The 18,716-nt window shown below is 36.6% G+C and carries 19 protein-coding genes and 1 riboswitch; of the genes, 15 read left to right on the forward strand and 4 right to left on the reverse strand.

Annotation, left to right across the window (positions count from 1 at the left end; genetic code table 11):
- The first annotated feature begins 2 nt into the window (after positions 1-2).
- Complete coding sequence (locus ACSHWW_RS01925; RefSeq protein WP_435680712.1) at positions 3-485, forward strand: rhodanese-like domain-containing protein; 483 nt, start codon at positions 3-5, stop codon at positions 483-485.
- Positions 486-623: 138 nt separating this feature from the next.
- Here ACSHWW_RS01925 and metK read toward each other — a convergent pair whose 3' ends face one another.
- Positions 624-1,880, reverse strand: a complete 1,257-nt coding sequence (gene metK / locus ACSHWW_RS01930; protein ID WP_435680713.1) for a methionine adenosyltransferase — start codon at positions 1,878-1,880, stop codon at positions 624-626.
- Positions 1,881-2,262: 382 nt separating this feature from the next.
- Positions 2,263-2,367, forward strand: a riboswitch (SAM riboswitch).
- A 127-nt stretch (positions 2,368-2,494) separates the two neighbouring features.
- On the opposite strand from metK, the gene ACSHWW_RS01935 reads away from it, so the two are divergent.
- From ACSHWW_RS01935 to ACSHWW_RS01945, 3 genes are read left to right on the forward strand one after another with little or no spacing between them, the layout of a single operon-like run.
- Positions 2,495-3,787, forward strand: a complete 1,293-nt coding sequence (locus ACSHWW_RS01935; RefSeq protein ID WP_435680714.1) for an O-acetylhomoserine aminocarboxypropyltransferase/cysteine synthase family protein — start codon at positions 2,495-2,497, stop codon at positions 3,785-3,787.
- Entirely contained in the window at positions 3,787-4,776 is a 990-nt protein-coding gene (locus ACSHWW_RS01940) for an alpha/beta fold hydrolase (RefSeq protein ID WP_435680715.1), read from the forward strand. Before ACSHWW_RS01935 ends, ACSHWW_RS01940 begins: the two co-directional genes overlap by 1 nt.
- Positions 4,777-4,787: 11 nt before the next feature.
- Positions 4,788-5,870 (forward strand): aspartate kinase, encoded by a 1,083-nt coding sequence (locus tag ACSHWW_RS01945; RefSeq protein WP_435680716.1) that lies wholly within the window; start codon positions 4,788-4,790, stop codon positions 5,868-5,870.
- Here the strand turns inward: ACSHWW_RS01945 and ACSHWW_RS01950 are convergent, their stop codons facing one another.
- Positions 5,871-7,106 carry a tail fiber domain-containing protein gene (locus tag ACSHWW_RS01950; protein WP_435680717.1) on the reverse strand — a complete coding sequence of 412 codons (1,236 nt, stop codon included), beginning with the start codon at positions 7,104-7,106 and terminating at the stop codon, positions 5,871-5,873. It abuts the gene before it with no gap.
- A 126-nt stretch (positions 7,107-7,232) separates the two neighbouring features.
- On the opposite strand from ACSHWW_RS01950, the gene ACSHWW_RS01955 reads away from it, so the two are divergent.
- The 5 genes from ACSHWW_RS01955 to ACSHWW_RS01975 all read left to right on the forward strand — a co-directional run bounded on the left by ACSHWW_RS01955 (position 7,233) and on the right by ACSHWW_RS01975 (position 11,275).
- Entirely contained in the window at positions 7,233-7,643 is a 411-nt protein-coding gene (locus ACSHWW_RS01955; RefSeq protein WP_435680718.1) for an RrF2 family transcriptional regulator, read from the forward strand.
- Positions 7,644-7,992: 349 nt separating this feature from the next.
- Positions 7,993-9,057, forward strand: coding sequence for an NAD(P)/FAD-dependent oxidoreductase (locus ACSHWW_RS01960; protein ID WP_435680719.1), 1,065 nt, complete (start codon positions 7,993-7,995; stop codon positions 9,055-9,057).
- A complete protein-coding gene (locus ACSHWW_RS01965) occupies positions 9,057-9,380 on the forward strand; it encodes a 2Fe-2S iron-sulfur cluster-binding protein (protein ID WP_435680720.1) in 324 nt (107 codons plus the stop codon). Before ACSHWW_RS01960 ends, ACSHWW_RS01965 begins: the two co-directional genes overlap by 1 nt.
- A 21-nt stretch (positions 9,381-9,401) precedes the next feature.
- Positions 9,402-10,511 carry an acyloxyacyl hydrolase gene (locus tag ACSHWW_RS01970; protein ID WP_435680721.1) on the forward strand — a complete coding sequence of 370 codons (1,110 nt, stop codon included), beginning with the start codon at positions 9,402-9,404 and terminating at the stop codon, positions 10,509-10,511.
- Between the two features lie 2 nt (positions 10,512-10,513).
- A complete protein-coding gene (locus ACSHWW_RS01975) occupies positions 10,514-11,275 on the forward strand; it encodes a head GIN domain-containing protein (RefSeq protein WP_435680722.1) in 762 nt (253 codons plus the stop codon).
- Here ACSHWW_RS01975 and ACSHWW_RS01980 read toward each other — a convergent pair.
- The gene (locus ACSHWW_RS01980) at positions 11,272-12,060 is read right to left on the reverse strand and encodes a tRNA pseudouridine synthase A (RefSeq protein ID WP_435680723.1); all 789 of its coding nucleotides are present in this window, start codon (positions 12,058-12,060) and stop codon (positions 11,272-11,274) included. The two genes, ACSHWW_RS01975 and ACSHWW_RS01980, sit on opposite strands and share 4 nt — an antisense overlap.
- Positions 12,061-12,123: 63 nt before the next feature.
- Between ACSHWW_RS01980 and ACSHWW_RS01985 the strand changes: the two genes are divergently transcribed.
- Complete coding sequence (locus ACSHWW_RS01985) at positions 12,124-12,390, forward strand: DUF6364 family protein (RefSeq protein WP_435680724.1); 267 nt, start codon at positions 12,124-12,126, stop codon at positions 12,388-12,390.
- Positions 12,387-12,788: a type II toxin-antitoxin system VapC family toxin gene (locus tag ACSHWW_RS01990; RefSeq protein WP_435680725.1), complete on the forward strand. Its 402-nt coding sequence runs from the start codon at positions 12,387-12,389 to the stop codon at positions 12,786-12,788. Before ACSHWW_RS01985 ends, ACSHWW_RS01990 begins: the two co-directional genes overlap by 4 nt.
- A 26-nt stretch (positions 12,789-12,814) precedes the next feature.
- On the opposite strand, the gene gldA is transcribed toward ACSHWW_RS01990, so the two are convergent.
- Positions 12,815-13,732, reverse strand: coding sequence for a gliding motility-associated ABC transporter ATP-binding subunit GldA (gldA, locus tag ACSHWW_RS01995; RefSeq protein WP_435680726.1), 918 nt, complete (start codon positions 13,730-13,732; stop codon positions 12,815-12,817).
- Positions 13,733-14,067: 335 nt separating this feature from the next.
- Here gldA and ACSHWW_RS02000 point away from each other — a divergent pair, with 335 nt between their 5' ends.
- The 4 genes from ACSHWW_RS02000 to ACSHWW_RS02015 all read left to right on the forward strand — a co-directional run bounded on the left by ACSHWW_RS02000 (position 14,068) and on the right by ACSHWW_RS02015 (position 18,716).
- A complete protein-coding gene (locus ACSHWW_RS02000) occupies positions 14,068-15,147 on the forward strand; it encodes a chorismate mutase (protein ID WP_435680727.1) in 1,080 nt (359 codons plus the stop codon).
- A 117-nt stretch (positions 15,148-15,264) separates the two neighbouring features.
- Positions 15,265-16,269, forward strand: a complete 1,005-nt coding sequence (gene rsgA, locus ACSHWW_RS02005) for a ribosome small subunit-dependent GTPase A (RefSeq protein ID WP_435680728.1) — start codon at positions 15,265-15,267, stop codon at positions 16,267-16,269.
- The gene (dtd, locus tag ACSHWW_RS02010) at positions 16,266-16,718 is read left to right on the forward strand and encodes a D-aminoacyl-tRNA deacylase (protein WP_435680729.1); all 453 of its coding nucleotides are present in this window, start codon (positions 16,266-16,268) and stop codon (positions 16,716-16,718) included. Before rsgA ends, dtd begins: the two co-directional genes overlap by 4 nt.
- 90 nt (positions 16,719-16,808) lie before the next feature.
- On the forward strand, positions 16,809-18,716 hold the full coding sequence (locus tag ACSHWW_RS02015) for a DUF3858 domain-containing protein (RefSeq protein WP_435680730.1): 1,908 nt from the start codon (positions 16,809-16,811) through the stop codon (positions 18,714-18,716).

An 18,716-nucleotide genomic window follows, 5' to 3' on the forward strand; every position in this document is an offset into this window, starting at 1 on the left:
CAATGAAAAAACTAATTCTATTCATTTCATTTTTATCCGTTTCTATGAGCATTCAAGCTCAGGAGATTAACGAACTATTACATCAATGGAATAGGATGAGCGTTTCATACATTACCGTTCAGACCTTGAAGATGGAATATGATAAATACATCATTCTAGACACCAGGAAAAAACCAGAGTATGATGTCAGTCACTTGCCAGGAGCAATATGGGCAGGTGAAAAGCTCGATTTGAAGTTATTAAAAGATATTTCTAAAGAAAAACCAATTGTGGTGTACTGCTCTGTAGGAATACGTAGTGAAGATTATGGAGAAGAATTACTCAAAACTGGCTATGAAAAAGTATTCAATCTTTATGGTAGCATTTTCTCTTGGAAAGATGCTGGTTATGAAGTTGTTGATATAGATGGAAATAAAACCAATCAAGTACATGTTTTTTCTGCAGCATGGGCTAAGTATTTGAAAACTGGTGAGAAGGTTTTTTAAAACTATATTTTCTATTCATATGTGCAGACTTAAGTCCGCACCTATGAATAGAAAAAACAACGCCTCGTGAATCTCACGAGGCGTTTTGCTATTTTACTAAATACTAAATACTAAATACTAAATACTAAATACTAAATACTATAAAGAAAAAGCCTTTTTCACTTCATCCACATAGTCCAATTTTTCCCAAGTAAATAACTCAACTGTTTTTTCAACTCTACCATTATATGGTGATTCAAAAACCAGCGTTTCAGTGCGTGGTTCACGTCCCATGTGACCATAAGCAGCGGTTTCAGAATAGATAGGATTTCTTAATTTCAATCTGCGTTCAATGGCTGCTGGACGCATGTCAAAAATTTGAGCAACTTTTCTAGAGATTTCACCATCAGTTAAATCAACGGTAGATGTTCCATACGTATCTACATGAATTGACGTAGGTTCTACCACACCTATGGCATAAGAAACTTGTACGAGAACTTCAGTAGCAAGTCCTGCAGCAACGAGATTTTTAGCAACATGACGCGCGGCATAAGCAGCACTGCGATCTACTTTAGAAGGATCTTTTCCAGAGAATGCTCCACCACCGTGAGCACCTTTACCACCATAAGTATCTACGATGATTTTTCGACCTGTAAGTCCAGTATCTCCATGTGGTCCACCTATTACAAATTTCCCTGTTGGGTTAATATGATAAGTGATTTTGTCATTAAATAATTTCTGTGCATAAGCTGGTAATTGCGCAATTACTCGCGGAATTAATATCTCCACAAGATCTTTTTTGATCTGTGCAAGCATCGCATCATCATCTTCATTAAAAGGATCATGCTGTGTAGAGATTACAATAGCGTCGATACGTTGTGGTACGTTATCATCACTATATTCAATCGTTACCTGTGATTTTGCATCTGGACGTAAATAGGTGATGTCCTTCATTTCACGTCGCAACTTAGCAAGCTCGATAAGAATCTTATGAGAAATATCTAGTGCAAGTGGCATATAATTATCAGTCTCTGCAGTTGCATAACCGAACATCATTCCTTGATCTCCAGCGCCTTGCTCTTCCTTATTCTCACGGTCTACACCTTGATTAATATCTTGAGATTGCTCGTGGATTAAAGAAATGACACCACAAGAATCACCACTAAACTGATAAGCTCCTTTTGTGTAGCCTATTTTGTTAACTACTTCACGTGCAATTTGTTGCGCGTCTATATAAGTGTTGGATTTTACCTCGCCGGCAAGAATTACTTGTCCAGTGGTCACCATAGTTTCACAGGCCACTTTGGATTCTGGGTCAAAGGCTAGAAAATTATCTAATAAAGCATCACTAATCTGGTCTGCAACCTTGTCTGGATGACCTTCACTAACGGATTCACTTGTAAATAAATAAGGCATTTATGTATTGCGCTTTCGCGAAAGCGAGATCAAAAAAATCACTCTCGACATTAATAAAAATAGAAGATAAAAATGGCTGTAAGCTCGCGCGGTACACTGTTTTAGCGTTTGTGTCTTCTTTTTTGAAAACGAGGTCGCAAGCAGCCAAATCTTTCCTCTTAATTGAGCAGCAAAGGTAATAAAATGTAGGGCATAAAAATGTCAACCTTATAGCTTTATTAACTTATGGAATAGGAAATCCTGATGAGTCTTTAATTTTTAATTAGATTTAAGTAATTGTAAATAAGTGTTTTACACCTTAATTGTATATGTTTTTCTGAAAAAAGCTTGGTAGTGTCAAAAAGTTTTATGAATCTTTACATTCACGTTCATAACCATATTGAAATTATCAAGAAAGGACGAGGGAACAGACCCATCGACTCCTTAGCAACCCTTAACACTCGTTAAGAAGGTGCTAAATTCTGCCCATTACGGGACAAGATGATACACATGTAAGTAGGTTATACTAACAAGTTTCTTTTTTGATTTTCTATCTAGACTCACGGTCTGGACAGGAGATGTTTTTTCAATTTGGTTTTGTTCTTAAATCAATTTTTAATTTAAAAAGAAACAAAATGTCAAATCAAAAATTTTCAACAAACGCACTTCATGCAGGTCATGACTTCAACAACAATGGTGGAACTCGTGCCGTACCTTTGTACCAAAGCACAGCTTATGTCTTTAAAGACAGTGATCATGCCGCTAATCTTTTTGCACTTGCAGAGCCTGGTTACATCTACACTAGAATAAATAATCCTACTGTTGATGTGCTCGAGCAACGACTAGCTGCACTAGAAGGAGGAATTGCAGCTGTGGCAACAGCATCTGGAACTAGTGCCATTTCTACCACTTTATTAACCTTGCTAAGAGCTGGTGACCACATCATTGCGAGTAGTTCTTTATATGGTGGAACTTATAATCTGCTGTCAGTGACCTTACCGAGATTTGGGATTACGACCACTTTTGTAGACCCAAACGATGATGATGCTTTTATAAATGCATTACAAGAAAACACCAGAGCTATTTTTGTAGAATCGCTGGGAAATCCTAAGCTAGATGTACTGGATTTAAAGAAAATAAGCGCTCAGGCACAACAGGCTCGTGTACCGCTTATTGTAGATAATACAGTTGCGACACCTTATTTACTCAATCCTATTGCTCATGGAGCAGACATCGTGATTCACTCATTGACTAAGTATATTAACGGTAATGGAACCGCACTAGGTGGTGTAATCATAGATGCTGGAAAATTTGACTGGACTAACGGGAAATTCCCAGAGTTTACAGAACCTAGCGCTGGTTATCACGGTTTAGTCTATGCTGAGGTGTTGAAAGAAGCAAGCTTTATTGCCAAAGTACGTATTGAAGGATTGCGCGATTTAGGTGGAGCGATTTCACCATTTAATGCATGGCAAATCATTCAAGGATTAGAAACCTTGAATTTGCGTATAGAAAAGCATTCTCAAAATGCGCTGGAACTAGCCAAATGGTTACAGAACAAAGAAGAAGTAGCTTGGGTGAACTATCCAGGACTTGAGGATAATAAATACTATGACCTTGCTCAAGAATACCTGCCTAAAGGTCAAAGCGGTATCGTAACCTTTGGTGTAAAAGGTGGATATGAAAGTGCTAAAAAAGTAGTAGATAACACAAAGGTATTCTCACTACTGGCTAATATAGGTGACAGTAAGTCGCTCATCATTCACCCAGCAAGTACCACACACCAGCAGTTAAGTGATGTATCGCAATTGAGTACTGGTGTGACTAAAGATTTGATTCGTCTATCTGTAGGATTAGAAGATATTACAGACTTACAAAAAGACCTTGAAGAAGCATTTGCTACCGTAGATAAAAAAGTACAAGTTTAATGAGTTCTTCTTTGAAGCATATTCACTTACCAGACTTTCAATTACGTTGTGGTAAAAAGCAATCTATTAGTGTTGGTTATCAGATTTTTGGGTGTCAGTTACACACGGCACCCATTATTCTGGTCAACCATGCGCTCACAGGAAATTCCTCGGTAATCGATTGGTGGTCAGATATAGTAGGTTCTCAAAAGGCAATAGATACCGATAGGTATACAGTAGTTGCTTTAGATATTCCAGGGAACGGTTTTGATGGAGAAGTAGAACATTTGATTTACAATTATCCAGATTGGATACTGGAAGACGTGGCACACGCTTTCGCGGAAGCGTTGCAACAACTCAGAATTTGTTATGTACATGCTGGAGTAGGTGGTAGTATAGGTGGTTGCTTATTATGGGAAATGACAGTGGCCTATCCAGAACTATTTGGCACCATAATTCCGATTGCGTCAGACTGGAAAGCGACCGATTGGATTATAGCAAATTGCCATATTCAAGAACGTATTCTTCTAAATTCAAAACAGCCCATAGAAGATGCACGCCAGCATGCCATGACTTTTTATAGAACGCCTCAAAGTTTAAGACACAAATTTAATAGAGCAAAAGACGCAGATTTTAAAGTGAACAGCTGGTTGAACCATCATGGAAAAGCCTTGAAAAAACGATTCACACTACCGTCTTATCAACTGGTAAATCATTTGCTTGCAACCGCAAATGCCTCAAAAAATCATCACGATAATATTCTCAAAGCTCTTGCAAATAGTGATGTGAGAATAAGATTAATTGCCGTAGATAGCGATGGTTTTTTTACAGCTCAAGAAGATTATGAAACCTACCAGTTGCTTAAGAACTATAGAGATATAGAATATCATGAGATTAATAGCATTCATGGTCATGATGCTTTTTTAATAGAGCAGGAACAAGTAACGGAGCTTATTACGGCTCAATTACAACAATTAGAATCTAGCGCATTACTTAAGGCATGCGTTTAAAAAACAATGAAATGAAAAAGATACATATATATTTATTTGGTTTAGGAAATGTGGGAAGCACATTAATTAAACAAATCCTTGAAAGTGAACGTTTCTTTAAAACATCACATGGAATTGAATTGAAAATAGTAGGTCTGGCAAACAGTCGTAAAGTGTTAACTACCATCGATGGTGTTACTTCAAACTGGGAACAGCAATTTGCTCAACAAGCGGTAACTAGAGAGCCTAATGCTTTCTACGATTTTGCATCCATCTACAATGAAGTGCGCATAGCGGTAGATGCAACAGCGAGTAAAGAGCTCTCACAGTTTTATCCAGAACTTGTGGAGCATGGATTTCATGTGGTTACAGCAAATAAAATAGCCAACACGCTTTCTCAAGATTTCTATGACGACTTACGAGATTTATTGCGTGAAAAGGAACTTTGCTTTGAGTATGAGACTAATGTAGGTGCAGGATTACCTATTGTAGATACCATTTGTAATCTTCATGAAAGTGGTGAGCAAATCTTTGCAGTGAATGGTGTTTTTTCAGGTTCGCTAGGATATATATTTAATCGTTTTTCTCAAGAAGACGTTTCTTTTTCAACCGTTGTCATTGATGCACTTAAAAATGGTTATACAGAGCCAGATCCAAGAGAAGATTTATCAGGAAATGATGTAGCTAGAAAACTGCTTGTTCTGGCTCGCGAAGCAGGATTAAAATTAGAATTTACTGACATCACTATAGAGAATCTCGTGATTCCAGAATTACAGACAGCTTCATTAAATCAGTTTTTGGAACGTATTCAGCTGCTGGATGAGCCTTTACAAAAACGCAAATCGCAGTTGCAGCAAGACGAAGTATTAAGACACTTAGGTCAACTGGATACGCTTAATAAAAAACTAACCGTATCACTACAAGTAGTTAAAAAAGACAGTCCAGCTGGACAATTACAAGGCAGTGATGGATTTTTTGAAATTTACTCAGAATCCTATGCTTCTCACCCGTTAGTCATTAAAGGAGCAGGAGCTGGAAGAGAAGTCACCGCACGCGGATTGTTGTCAGATATTATAAAAATCGCTCGTACGGTTCCGGTGATGGTATTGAGGTAGTTAATCTGTTTTTTTAGATAATTCTTGTAATTGTAGTTTCAGTTCTTCAATTTCCTTTTGCTGCTCTTGCATTGCTTTAACTAGAATAGGAATAATCTCAGTGTAGTTTACTGCAAGAGATTTCTCAGCATCAGTACCTTCATTTACTAGTGCTGGGATTTGATCTTGTAAATCTTGAGCCATGAAACCATAATGAGTACGTTCTTCAGGATCATTTATATATTGATATTGATAGGTTTTCATTTGTAGAATTTCATTGACTCCTAGGTTAAGTGTTTTGATTTCTTTCTTTTTTCTCCTGTCAGAGGTTTGAAAAGCTCCTTGGTAATATAGATTGCGCCATGCGTTACCATTACGACCTAAATCTTTTACATTATCTAATACTGGAAAATGTGCAAAATCACTGAACATATAGTCTGCATTTGTGCCTCCTGTGCTGCCTATGTTAATACGTAAACCACCATTTGCATTATTATCGTTAGTATGAATAGCTTGAGTATATACTCTACGGAAATGTCTATTAAATATTCCTAAATCAAATCCATCATTGTTTACATTATCTATAGAGTTATTACGTGGAAACATCTGATTATTATCTAATTCCAGAACTGTGCTATTCGAAAATGAAAACGAGGTGATACCGTCATTCTGTTGATTATTTAGATCTATAATTTTATTTGTAATCGTTAGATCAGCATGAGTGGACGTTCCTTCTATTCGCAATCCGTCACCATCAGAGTCAGTGTTTAGGTGAAGAATTTTAGTTGGATTCATCTCACCTATTCCTACATTACCGTTAGTTGAGACACGTAGTTTTTCTGTTGTATTTGTAGCAATTATTAAGTCTTGATTATCCCAAGTTCCTAAAAAATGTTTTCCTGCAGTTGTTCCCGCAGTGGTCCCCATATTACCAGTGGTTTTCCAAAAAGAATCTGGATCAAAGGTGGAATTACTTGTTCCCGTAAATGGTACCCATTTAGAAGAGTCCCAATAAAAGAATCCCTTACCTGTTGTGGTGCTTTCATTGTAAACAAGTAAACTCTCTACCATGGTTCCTGTAATAGGAGCTTGAGTATTAAGGTCATCTATTTCAACACGAGGAATTAATATTCCTTTGTCATTATTATCACTTGTTATATCTAGAATAGAAGAGTTTGCAGGTGTAGCTGTCCCTATACCTACCTGAGCAGATGTAAAAACCCCATAAAAGAGGAGAAGAGTAAAGATATTTTTCATTTTGGTTGGTTTTAGAACTTACTTCCTCCATGACTTACGTACATCTCTTTTTAACAGTTGTTAAATTAATGTTAACAGGTGATTCGTCTGTCGGTTTATTAAAAACAGAATACCTTACATTTGAAAATGCTATCTCGCAAAACAAAATATGGAATTAAGGCGCTTACTTATCTCGCACGATTAGATGATAAGGAGCCAGTGTCTATAAGCACCATTGCTGATGCTGAAAATATCCCACATAAATTCTTAGAGGCTATTTTATTGGAACTGCGTAAGAATAGTGTTCTAGGATCTCGTAAGGGAAAAGGTGGTGGTTATTACTTAATGCAGTCACCAGACACTGTCCGCATGTCAACAGTTCATCGTATTCTGGAAGGACCTATTGCAATGCTACCTTGTGTAAGCCTTAATTACTATGAAAAATGTGACGATTGTATTGATGAAGATTTATGTTCTGTAAATAGATTGATGATTCAAGTGAGAGATAATACTCTAGAAATCCTAGAAAATCAAACGCTCAGAGACTTAATACGTTAATTTTTTTAAAATTATAATCCTATTGTTCTTGTAGGGTATAAATTTTATTATATTCGCAATGTTATTTTATAATGACGTTAGTTTTGGATAGGTCGTTTAAGACACGGGTTTTTAATTATTTGATCGGGCTGTTTTCAGATAATATTAGTGAAGCTCGTGTTGAGACCTTTCTTTTTTTGATACTGATAAATATCATTTTATAGAAACTTTTTCTAGCAGTGCCTCTCTTTAAGCACAATTATCACCTTATTTAGCTTTCAATTACCATTCAACTACTTGTTTTCATCCTATTTGATGACGACCTTTGCATGGACCTATTTTGTGGTCTTAAAGTTGCAAGTTTACCATTATGATTAAAACAGATATTCTTATCATAGGTGCTGGTCCTACGGGATTGTTTACCGTTTTTGAAGCCGGATTATTAAAATTAAAATGCCACATCATCGACGCACTTGCGCAACCAGGTGGACAATGTAGCGAGTTATACCCTAAAAAACCTATTTATGACATTCCTGGATTCCCAGAGGTGCTCGCAGGTGATCTAGTAGATAACTTGATGGAGCAAATTAAACCGTTTCAACCAGGTTTTACACTCGGTGAACGAGCAGACGATATAGAGAAACTTGAAGACGGAACATTTATCGTTACTACAAATAAAGGCACAAAGCATCACGCACATTCAGTGGCTATAGCTGGTGGCTTAGGTTCCTTTGAACCACGTAAACCACTTATTGAAGGGATTGCTGACTATGAAGATCATGGTGTTGCTTACATGATAAAAGATCCAGAAGTATATCGCGATAAGAAGGTTGTGATTGCTGGTGGTGGAGATAGTGCTCTAGATTGGTCCATATTCCTAACCGATGTCGCAAAAGAAGTTACACTCGTTCATAGACGAGCAGAATTCCGTGGAGCACTGGATAGTGTTGAGAAGGTTCAAGATCTAGTAACTCAAGACAAAATTAAACTTATCACACCTGCTGAGGTTACTGATGTAAAAGGTAATGGAAAAGTAGAATCTGTTACGATTACAGTTCATGATGAGGCTAAGCGTTTTCAAGAGATAGAATGTGATGCATTTATACCACTCTTTGGTTTATCTCCTAAATTAGGTCCTATTGCAAACTGGGGACTTGAGATTGAAAAAAATGCTATTAAAGTAGATAATAGTTTAGATTATCAAACTAACGTTCCTGGTATATACGCCATAGGTGATGTAAATACCTATCCAGGTAAATTAAAATTGATTCTTTGCGGCTTTCATGAAGCAACTCTAATGTGTCAGAGTGTATATCAACGCATGAATCCAAATAAAAAATATGTTCTTAAGTACACAACCGTAGGTGGAATAGATGGTTTTGACGGTTCTCGTAAAGAGGCAGAAAAAGCCGTAATTAAAAAGATAGACTCTTAATGGAACAAGATGTAAACATAATCATTATAGATAGAGAAGGCGCAGAACACGTCGTTCAAGCACCTACAGACATGAACATGAACCTTATGGAAGTTTGCAAGGCATATGAATTGCCTGTTGAAGCCGTCTGTGGTGGGATGGCCATGTGTGCTACATGCCAGGTTTATGTGAAAAGTGATCACGATCTAGGCGAGCGCAATGATGATGAGCAAGCTATGTTATGGGAAGCTTTACATGTAAAGGATAATAGCCGTCTAGGTTGTCAAATTGCGATTTCTACCGATTTAGAAGGACTCGTTGTCGAATTAGCTCCAGAGCAGTAATCTATTTTATATTTTAGCACGATGAATAAATGGATTGTTGTGTTATTTTTACTCGCTTTCGCGAAAGCGTCACTGGCACAGCAACCAGATTCTAATTCATTTCCCGCTGTTCATAATTTTGAAGCGTCCTATCTCTACGGAGCTATTCTTGAACATAATCCTGATATTGCTCATTTAATAACAGACCATCCAGATGGAGTGTTGTTGCGTTACAATCGCAAAACATTTGGAGAAGAAGAATGGGAATCAAAGTTCAATTATCCAGATTGGGGTTTTTCTGGGATCTATCAAGATATGAAGAACCTATACTTAGGTGAAGCATATGCGCTTTATGGGCATTACAATTTTTATTTTTTAAAGAGAAACCTAGAATTAAGTGTAGGAACAGGATTTGCATGGATGACGCGTCCATTTGATCCAGTTACTAATCCTCGCAACAATGCTTATGGTTCAAGAATAACCAGTTCGACTTATTTGCTCACTAATTATAGAAGAGAAAACATATATAAAGGAATAGGTGTCCAGGCAGGATTTACATTGATTCACTATTCAAATGCAAACTTTCAATCACCTAATAATTCAACTAATTCATTTCTTTTTAACGTAGGTGTGAATTATAATCTCAATTATAAAAACACTCCAGATTATAAACACTGGGAAAAGACGAGTTATAAAGAAGCGCTTAGTTTTAACGCAATTGCAAGATTTGGCGTTAATGAAAGCGATGTGCGTGGTAGTGGGCAGTTTCCATTCTATACATTTTCATTTTATGTGGACAAGAGAATAGGTTATAAAAGCAGCTTACATTTAGGGACTGAGTTAATGATATCAGAATTTTTAAAAGGATATAGAGATTTTCAAGCAAATAGTTTTCCTAACAGTGGAATCACAGGCGATGAGAATTATCAAAGAGTAGGAGTATTTGCAGGACATGAATTACATATAGGTAAGACAAGTGTCATCACACAAATAGGCTTTTATGTGTACAGACCACTAGATTATGAAAAGCCTTTTTATAATAGATTAGCTTTGCAACGCAGGTTAAACGATCATTTATTTGCAAGCTTATCATTAAAATCTCACGGCGCCGCTGCAGAAGGTGTTTCTTTAGGAATAGGTTATAGACTGTAACAATGAAAGCATATTTAAAATTTACCATGTTATTTCTATTCACGCTCTTGTCGAGCTGTGATTCTGAGAATGGATTGAATTGCACTCAAGCAGCTGGAGATCTAGTGCGACAGGAATTGAGTCTAGGTTCTTTTGATAAAGTATTGGTTTATGAAAGAACAAAATTACTGGTTCAACAAGGACCAGAATACAAAGTAATCGTTGAAACTGGTGAAAATTTATTGAATGACATAGATGTTATGATTGAGAACAATCAACTCATCATTGTAAATAATAATGGTTGTAACCTAGTAAGAGATTATGGAATCACAACGGTAACAGTCATTGCGCCTAATCTTACAGAAATTAGATCCAGTACTGGTGAAGATACCAGATCTATAGGAACACTTAGTTTCCCTGAACTCACACTCTTATCTGAAGATGCTGAGGTAGAAGATGCTTATCATACCACTGGGAATTTCTATCTAGATCTCGACGTGAATAGTTTTAGAATAGTAACTAATAACTTAAGTAATTTTTACCTCACTGGTCAGGTGGAAATAGCATATCTAGAATGGTACTCTGGTGATGGACAACTGCTTGCAAAGGATCTCGAGATTCAAAACGCCCAAATATATCATCGTGGAACTCAAAACTGGCAACTTGATGTAAAACAAAATATCACAGGTAGTATAGTAAGTTATGGTGATGTGATTTTAGAAGCCGCACCAGCATCAGTAAACGTTCAAGAGACCTGGGAAGGCAGATTGATTATTAAGAATTAATCTTTTAATTCCATCTTATAAAGCATCAATCCACTGGCTGGTGCAATGTGAGATAAATGTATTTTTTTACTTCCGTCGAGCGTTTCTTTGAATTCTTCAAGTGTAATCTTATGCATTCCTAGATCAAATAGTGATCCCATCATCAAGCGCACTTGGTGTCTTTTAAAGCCCATTCCTGTAACTCTAAAAACGAAACTCTGCTCTGGAAAAAAGTTTGCGGTGAATAAAGTATTTATTTCTATATGACAAGAGTTCACAGTGCTCACCGTATCTGTAGTATCAGATGGTTTATAGGTGTAGGACCAGAAATCGTGTGTGCCTTTAAAAAGTAAAGCAGCTTCTCGCATTAATGGAATATCTAGTTCGGTTTTCATGTACACCATTAAGGATGCACAAAAAGGATGGAATTTTTCTCCATGAGAGAATAAGTAAATGTATTCTTTCTCTTTAGGATGCTGTATCACATTAAAAGTAGCCGTAGTTTCTTCTATGGACAGTGCTCTTATGTCGCTAGGCAAATTAAGATTAAAGTCTGCTAAGAATGTGTCTAGATTTAGTGCCTCATCATCTAAGAATAATTCAATCACCGTTTCATTTACAGAAACGCGTGCGTCGGTTCTTCCTGCGGCAAGGACTTTGAAATTGGGATGATCAAGAACAAATCGCAAAGTGCGTTTCACCATTTTTTCCACAGTGGGAACGTCAGGCTGTTTTTGCCATCCATGAAATCGGAATCCTAGATACTGCAGCTTAATGAGGTAATAAAGACGTTGCGGTTTTTGCATGTGCAAAGATGGGGTTTCTAATTAATTAAATTAATACGTATCTTTGGTTTAAAGACACGTGTAATGAAAACTAAGTTAACGCTCACTATTGAAAAAGCTATCATAGAACAGGCTAAGCAATATGCAAAAGATACTGGTCAGAGCCTTTCTGAGTTGATACAAAATTATCTCAATCGACTTTCTAGAGAAAATGTAGGGACAGAGAACAACAAGCTGGCAGAAGAACCTAGTAAATATCGAAAAATGGCAGGTATTATTAAATCTGACTTAGATCCGGTAAAAGATCGAGATAAAATCAGGGACATAAGGATTGAAAAGTACATGCAATGATTTTATTTGTTGATGTAAATATTATAGTTGATTTGTTTTTGCAACGTGAACCGTTTGTTGAAAATGCTATTCAACTATTTGAAAGTGTTGAAAAGAAAAATTGGCGTATTTACACATCTGACAATGCAATTACAACAGCTTATTATTATTTAAAAAAAGCAACTAATGAGAAGCATGCAAAGAAAACAATAGCCACATTTTTAAGTGATGTTAATATTGTGCCAGTCACTAAAGAAATGCTTGTGAACGCAACAGTTAGTAAAATAAAAGATTATGAAGACGCCGTTCAATTTCAGTGTGCAGCTTCAATCACTGCAATAGACGGAATAATCACTAGAAATAAAAAGGACTTTAAGCATTCTACCATTCCAGTATTTTCTCCAGAAGAAGTGTTGTAGTATTAGAGGATAGGATTGCCTACTGCCTACTGTTTCTCATCCGTCAACTCCTGAAACATCGTTTCAAGATTTTTATTTCTTTTATTAAGTGCTAGAATTTTCAACTCATTATCATGCGCAAAGTCAAAAACAGCGCTACGCATATCTTCTTGAGTTTCAAATTTCAAAGAGTAAGTAAAACCAGTCTCGTTAACGAGATCTGTTACTTCACGCACTTTAGAAATGCGATTTAGTAATTCAGGTTCAACTTTATAGTCAAATTCTACTTCTATGACTTGAGCAGCATCGCTATTGAGATTCTTTAAGTAATCGTCAGCAACAATTTTACCTTTGTTGATAATAATCACTCGGTCACACATCGCTTCTACTTCTTGCATGATGTGTGTGGAAAGTAAAATGGTAGTATTCTCACCTACTTTTTTAATGAGCTGGCGTATTTCCACGAGCTGATTTGGGTCTAGTCCAGTAGTAGGCTCATCAAGAATAAGCACTTTTGGTTTGTGGAGTAAAGCGTTTGCCAGTCCTACACGTTGTTTGTATCCTTTAGAAAGCTGACTTATTTTTTTACCTACGTGAGAACTTAATCCAGTTTCCTCTATGACTTCGGCGATGCGGTTTTTAGCATCTTTTATTTTGTACACATCGGCACTGAAATCTAGGTACTCTTGCACATACATCTCTGGATATAATGGATTGCTTTCTGGCAGGTAACCTATGGATTCTTGAACGGCTTTTTGAGCTGTTGCAATGTCATGACCGTTTACCGTTGCACTACCTTCTGTAGGGTTGAGGTACGTGGTTAAAATGCGCATCATGGTTGATTTTCCTGCACCATTTGGGCCTAGAAAACCTACAATCTCGTCACTTTTTATAGAAAAACTAACGTCGTCCAGCGCTTTTTGGCTGCCGTAATATTTGGATACTTTTTGAACTTCTATAGACATAAGGTAAAGATAAGAATTTGTGTTTGTTACGCTTTCATTTTTTTTACGCTTTCGCGAAAGCGAAATAATTAAACTCATCCATACATAAACGATTCCAACTCTTAAAAATTTTAAAACAGTTGCTTGAGTTCTGAATTACTAGTTTACCTTTGAACTTCAATGAAGAATCAAATAAGATTATGGCTGGACTGGCACGTTTCTCTAGAAGCGTTCAGGTAGTCTATGTCTTAATTTTTAAAATATAGAGTCCTGATGATTGCGTCGGGACTTTTTTTATGCGATAAAGTGTCCTGAATGTATGGAACAGTAGCCTTTATGCTAAATTTGTATCAATTATGGAAATTACAAGAGAGAATAGAAAATGGTTGGATGACTTACAACTCGAGCATCCACTAGTTATTGCAGGACCATGTAGTGCAGAGACTGAAGAGCAAGTGCTGGAAACAGCTCATGCACTTAAAGATAGTGACGTCACTATGTTACGTGCTGGAGTGTGGAAACCACGTACTAGACCAGGTAGTTTTGAAGGAGTAGGCGCGATTGCATTACCATGGCTCATGCGTGCCAAAGAAGAAACGGGTCTTCAAATCGCCATAGAAGTAGGTAGTGCGATGCATGTGAAAATTGCGTTGCAGTATGATATAGATGTGCTATGGTTAGGAGCACGTACTACGGTAAATCCATTTCTAGTACAAGAAATTGCTGAGGCTTTACACGGAACTAATAAAGTAGTTCTTGTAAAAAACCCAGTAAATCCAGATTTGGCTCTATGGTTAGGAGCCGTAGAGCGTTTACAGGCTCAAGGAATTAAAAACCTAGGTGTGATTCATAGAGGTTTCTCAACTTATAGAAAAACCGATTATAGAAATAATCCTCAGTGGCAAATACCTATTGACTTAAAATCCATGCATCCAGACTTACCGTTAATTTGTGATCCTTCACATATTACCGGGAATCGCGAAATGATTTTTGATGTATGTCAAACGGCGTTGGATTTAAGATTTGACGGTTTGATGGTGGAAACACATCCTACACCAGAGAAAGCATGGAGTGATGCCGCGCAGCAAATCACGCCAGCTACTATGATTCAAATCATGGAGGATTTACGTATTAGAAAAAAAGACTTCTCTGATGCTAGTGTGACTGAGAATCTAGAACACATACGTACAGATATTAATAATCTAGACGCAAAAATAATAGGTCTGTTAAGTCAGCGCATGAAACTTGCTGAAGATATAGGGACCTTGAAGAAGAAAGATAATGTGTCTATCTTGCAAAGCGAGATATGGAAACGTACACTTGCTCAAATGAAAGATCAAGGTGCAAATGGCGGCTTGAGCGATTCGTTTATAGAAGCATTTTATAAAGCCATTCATCAAGAGAGCATCCATCACCAACAAAAAATGTTTGAATAGAATTAAAACTAAAATGAAAAATAAATTTAAAGATAATTCGCGGTTGAACTTTTTTAATTCAATGGTGCAGACTTGTTTTTGTTTTTCATTTTGTTTTTGTTTTTTGAGCGCAGCGATATGAAAGGAACCGTATATAGATCTACAGGAAGCTGGTACGAAGTAAAAGGAACTGATGGTGCGATGTATTCATGTCGTATTAAAGGTAAATTTAGGCTCAAAGGAATTAAAAGTACTAATCCTGTTGCTGTAGGTGATCGCGTAGAATTTGAGATTGAGAAAAAAGGAGATGAAGAAATAGGAATCATTAATGAGATTGAAGAACGCGATAATTATATCGTGCGCAAGTCTGTAAATCTCTCAAAGCAAACTCATATTATTGCTTCAAATGTGGATCAACTATTCTTGATTGTCACATTGAATAATCCGCCTACGTTTACTTCATTTATTGATCGTGTACTTGTAAGCGCTGCCGCATATCAAATCCCAGTGGTTTTATTATTTAATAAAGTAGATACATATAATGATGATCAAGGTGAGGTAATCTTGGATCCAGAAACTGGTGAAGAAATGCTCTCCATGACTGAGTTGGATCAAGTGCGCGTGTTGATGCACTTGTATAAATCCATCGATTATGAATGTATTGCAATTAGTGCCGCCACTGGTAAGAATATAGATCTTGTAAAGGAAAAAATGCTAGGTAAAACGAGCATGTTTGCCGGTCATAGTGGTGCAGGAAAAAGCACTACTGCAAATGCGATCCAACCTGGACTTGCTTTAAAGACTAAGGCGATTAGTCTACAACACAAACAAGGACAACACACCACTACGTTTGCAGAGATGTTTGATCTGGACTTTGACGCACGTATTATTGACACACCAGGTATTAAAGGGTTTGGTGTAGTAGATCTTGAAAAAGAAGATATAGGCGGATATTTCCCAGAGATTTTTGAGCGCAAGCAAGACTGTAAATTTCATAATTGTCTGCATTTAGAAGAGCCTAAATGTGCGATAAAAGCTGCTGTGGAAACCGGCGAGATTCATTTGAGTCGTTATGAAAGTTATGTGCAAATAGTAAATGGTGATGAAGATAATTACAGAGCCGATAAATACACCACGCCATGAGAATAGTGCTGCAACGAGTAAGTGAAGCGAGCGTGACTATAAATGGTAAAACTCATGGAACTATCAATCATGGATTACTTGTTTTATTAGGAATCACAACGACAGATTCTCAGGAAGACATCGACTGGCTCGTGAATAAAATTGCCGGTATGCGCATTTTTTCAGATGCAGACGGTAAAATGAACTTGAATGTAAATGACGTGGTTGGAAACGTACTCGTTATTTCTCAATTCACTTTGTATGCCAGCACTAAAAAAGGAAACCGACCTAGCTTTATAAACGCCGCAAAACCAGAAATTGCCATTCCTTTATACGAGAGTTTTGTAAACACGCTTTCGCGAAAGCTGGATAAAACCATCCCAACAGGAATCTTTGGAGCAGACATGAAAGTAGCACTAGTTAATGATGGACCAGTGACCATTGTGATAGATAGTTTGAATAGGGAATAGATTTCTTTACTGTCTATAGAGATGTTAACTAAAAGTGAATTTCTGAACTAATGTTTTAGCAATCAGGTTTTTTTTCGGTTATTGCATGCCATGAAAAATAAACTATTTCTTACATTTTTACTTTTTGTACTAGGTATTTCTATGACTATGGCTCAAGACAACTTATTGATGAGCTTAACCATACCTGTAGATTTAAAAGAAGGCGCAAATACGATAATTAGAAAAAACGATATTACATTAACTATTAATGACCGCGATGAGGTTATTTATGAAGTAGATAGAATTGTGACCGTGTTTGATGAAAATGGTTATGATAATGTAGATGCTATAGAAGCATATGATAATAGTACCATTATTAAGAAAATGGAAGCTGTTATTTATAATGCCTTTGGTAAAGAAATTGAAGTTGTTAAGAGAAAGGATTTCAAGGATTACAGTTCTGTAAGTGGATCAACTTTATATAGCGATTCAAGATACCTTTCACTAGGTTATATTCCTAGATCTTATCCAGTCACGGTGCATTATACTGCAGAAGTAAAGTATAAGTCTACGGCATTTTTACCCAGCTGGAGACCGCTAGAATCTTATGGTGTAAGTACAGAATCTTCGTCCATTAATGTGATTAATGAAACGGATATTAATGTGAGGCTTAAAAAAGAGAATTTTGATGGTTATAATATTGAGGAAATATCACCCTATCATTTTCAAGGAACAAATATTCCAGCGATTAGCTATGAAGAATATGCGCCTACTTTTTCAACTTTTGCGCCGCGTTTAAAGATTGCTTTGGAGCAATTTGAAATGAAAGGTGTTGAAGGCATTAATCCAGATTGGAATCAATTCGGTAAATGGATGTATGATTCCTTACTACAAGATGTGACAGAATTACCAGAAGGTGTTCTAGCCGAAGTTAAAGAACTTACCAAGGATGCAATTACAGATAAAGAAAAAGCTGCAATTGTCTATAAGTACATGCAAGATAGATCTCGTTATATCAGTGTTCAAGTAGGAATAGGTGGATGGAAACCAGCTCTAGCTCAAGAGGTACATGATCTAGCTTATGGAGATTGTAAAGGACTTACTAATTATACGCTGGCAATTTTGAGAGAGCTTGGAATTCCAGCATACCATGCTGTTATATATGGCGGTCGTGGTATAGTAGATATCGATCAAGATTTTTCATCAACTCAAGGAAATCACATGATTTTATATATGCCGCAACTCGATGATGAGAAAAATGTATGGTTAGAATGTACTAGTAAAACAAATCCGTTTGGTTACATAGCTGGTTTTACAGATGACAGAGACGCACTTGTAGTCACTCCTGAAGGTGGGAAAATCATGCACACAACAGTGTATGATACAGAAAGTAATACACAATCTACCAGTGCTCAAATAGAAATTGATGCAATGGGTAGTTTAAAAGCCCAAGTTGAAATAACAAGTGCTGGATGGCAGTATAGTTTTAGAGATGAACTTGCAGGAATGTCAAAAAATGATTTGTTTAAAAGATACAAATCACAATGGGGCTACATGAATGGTATTAATATTCAAGAGGCACAGGTTCAACGAGATGTCGATAAAGTAATAGTTACAGAATCTATAGCGATTCAAGCAGAAAATTATGGTTCCCAATCAGGAGAAAGATTGTTGTTTCAACCTATTGTATTGAATAGACGTCAATCTATTCCTAAAAGGCACAGAAATAGATTAAGACCTGTTGAAATAGATCGAGGTTATATAGACATTGATAATTATACGATTACCATAAGTCCAGACTTGAAAGTTGAAGCATTACCTGAAGACTATGAGTTAAATACTCCATTTGGTAATTATAAAGTCTCGGTTAAATCTGTTGACGCAACTACAATTAAAGTATTTCGAGAATTAAAAATTAATAAAGGTGTTTTCCCGAGTGAGCAATACAAGGAATTTAGAGAATTCATATCTCAAGTTGTAAAGCACGATAAATCTAGAGCTGTTCTAGCAAAAATTTAA

Source organism: Nonlabens sp., assembly GCF_051251825.1.
Taxonomy (GTDB): Bacteria; Bacteroidota; Bacteroidia; order Flavobacteriales; family Flavobacteriaceae; genus Nonlabens.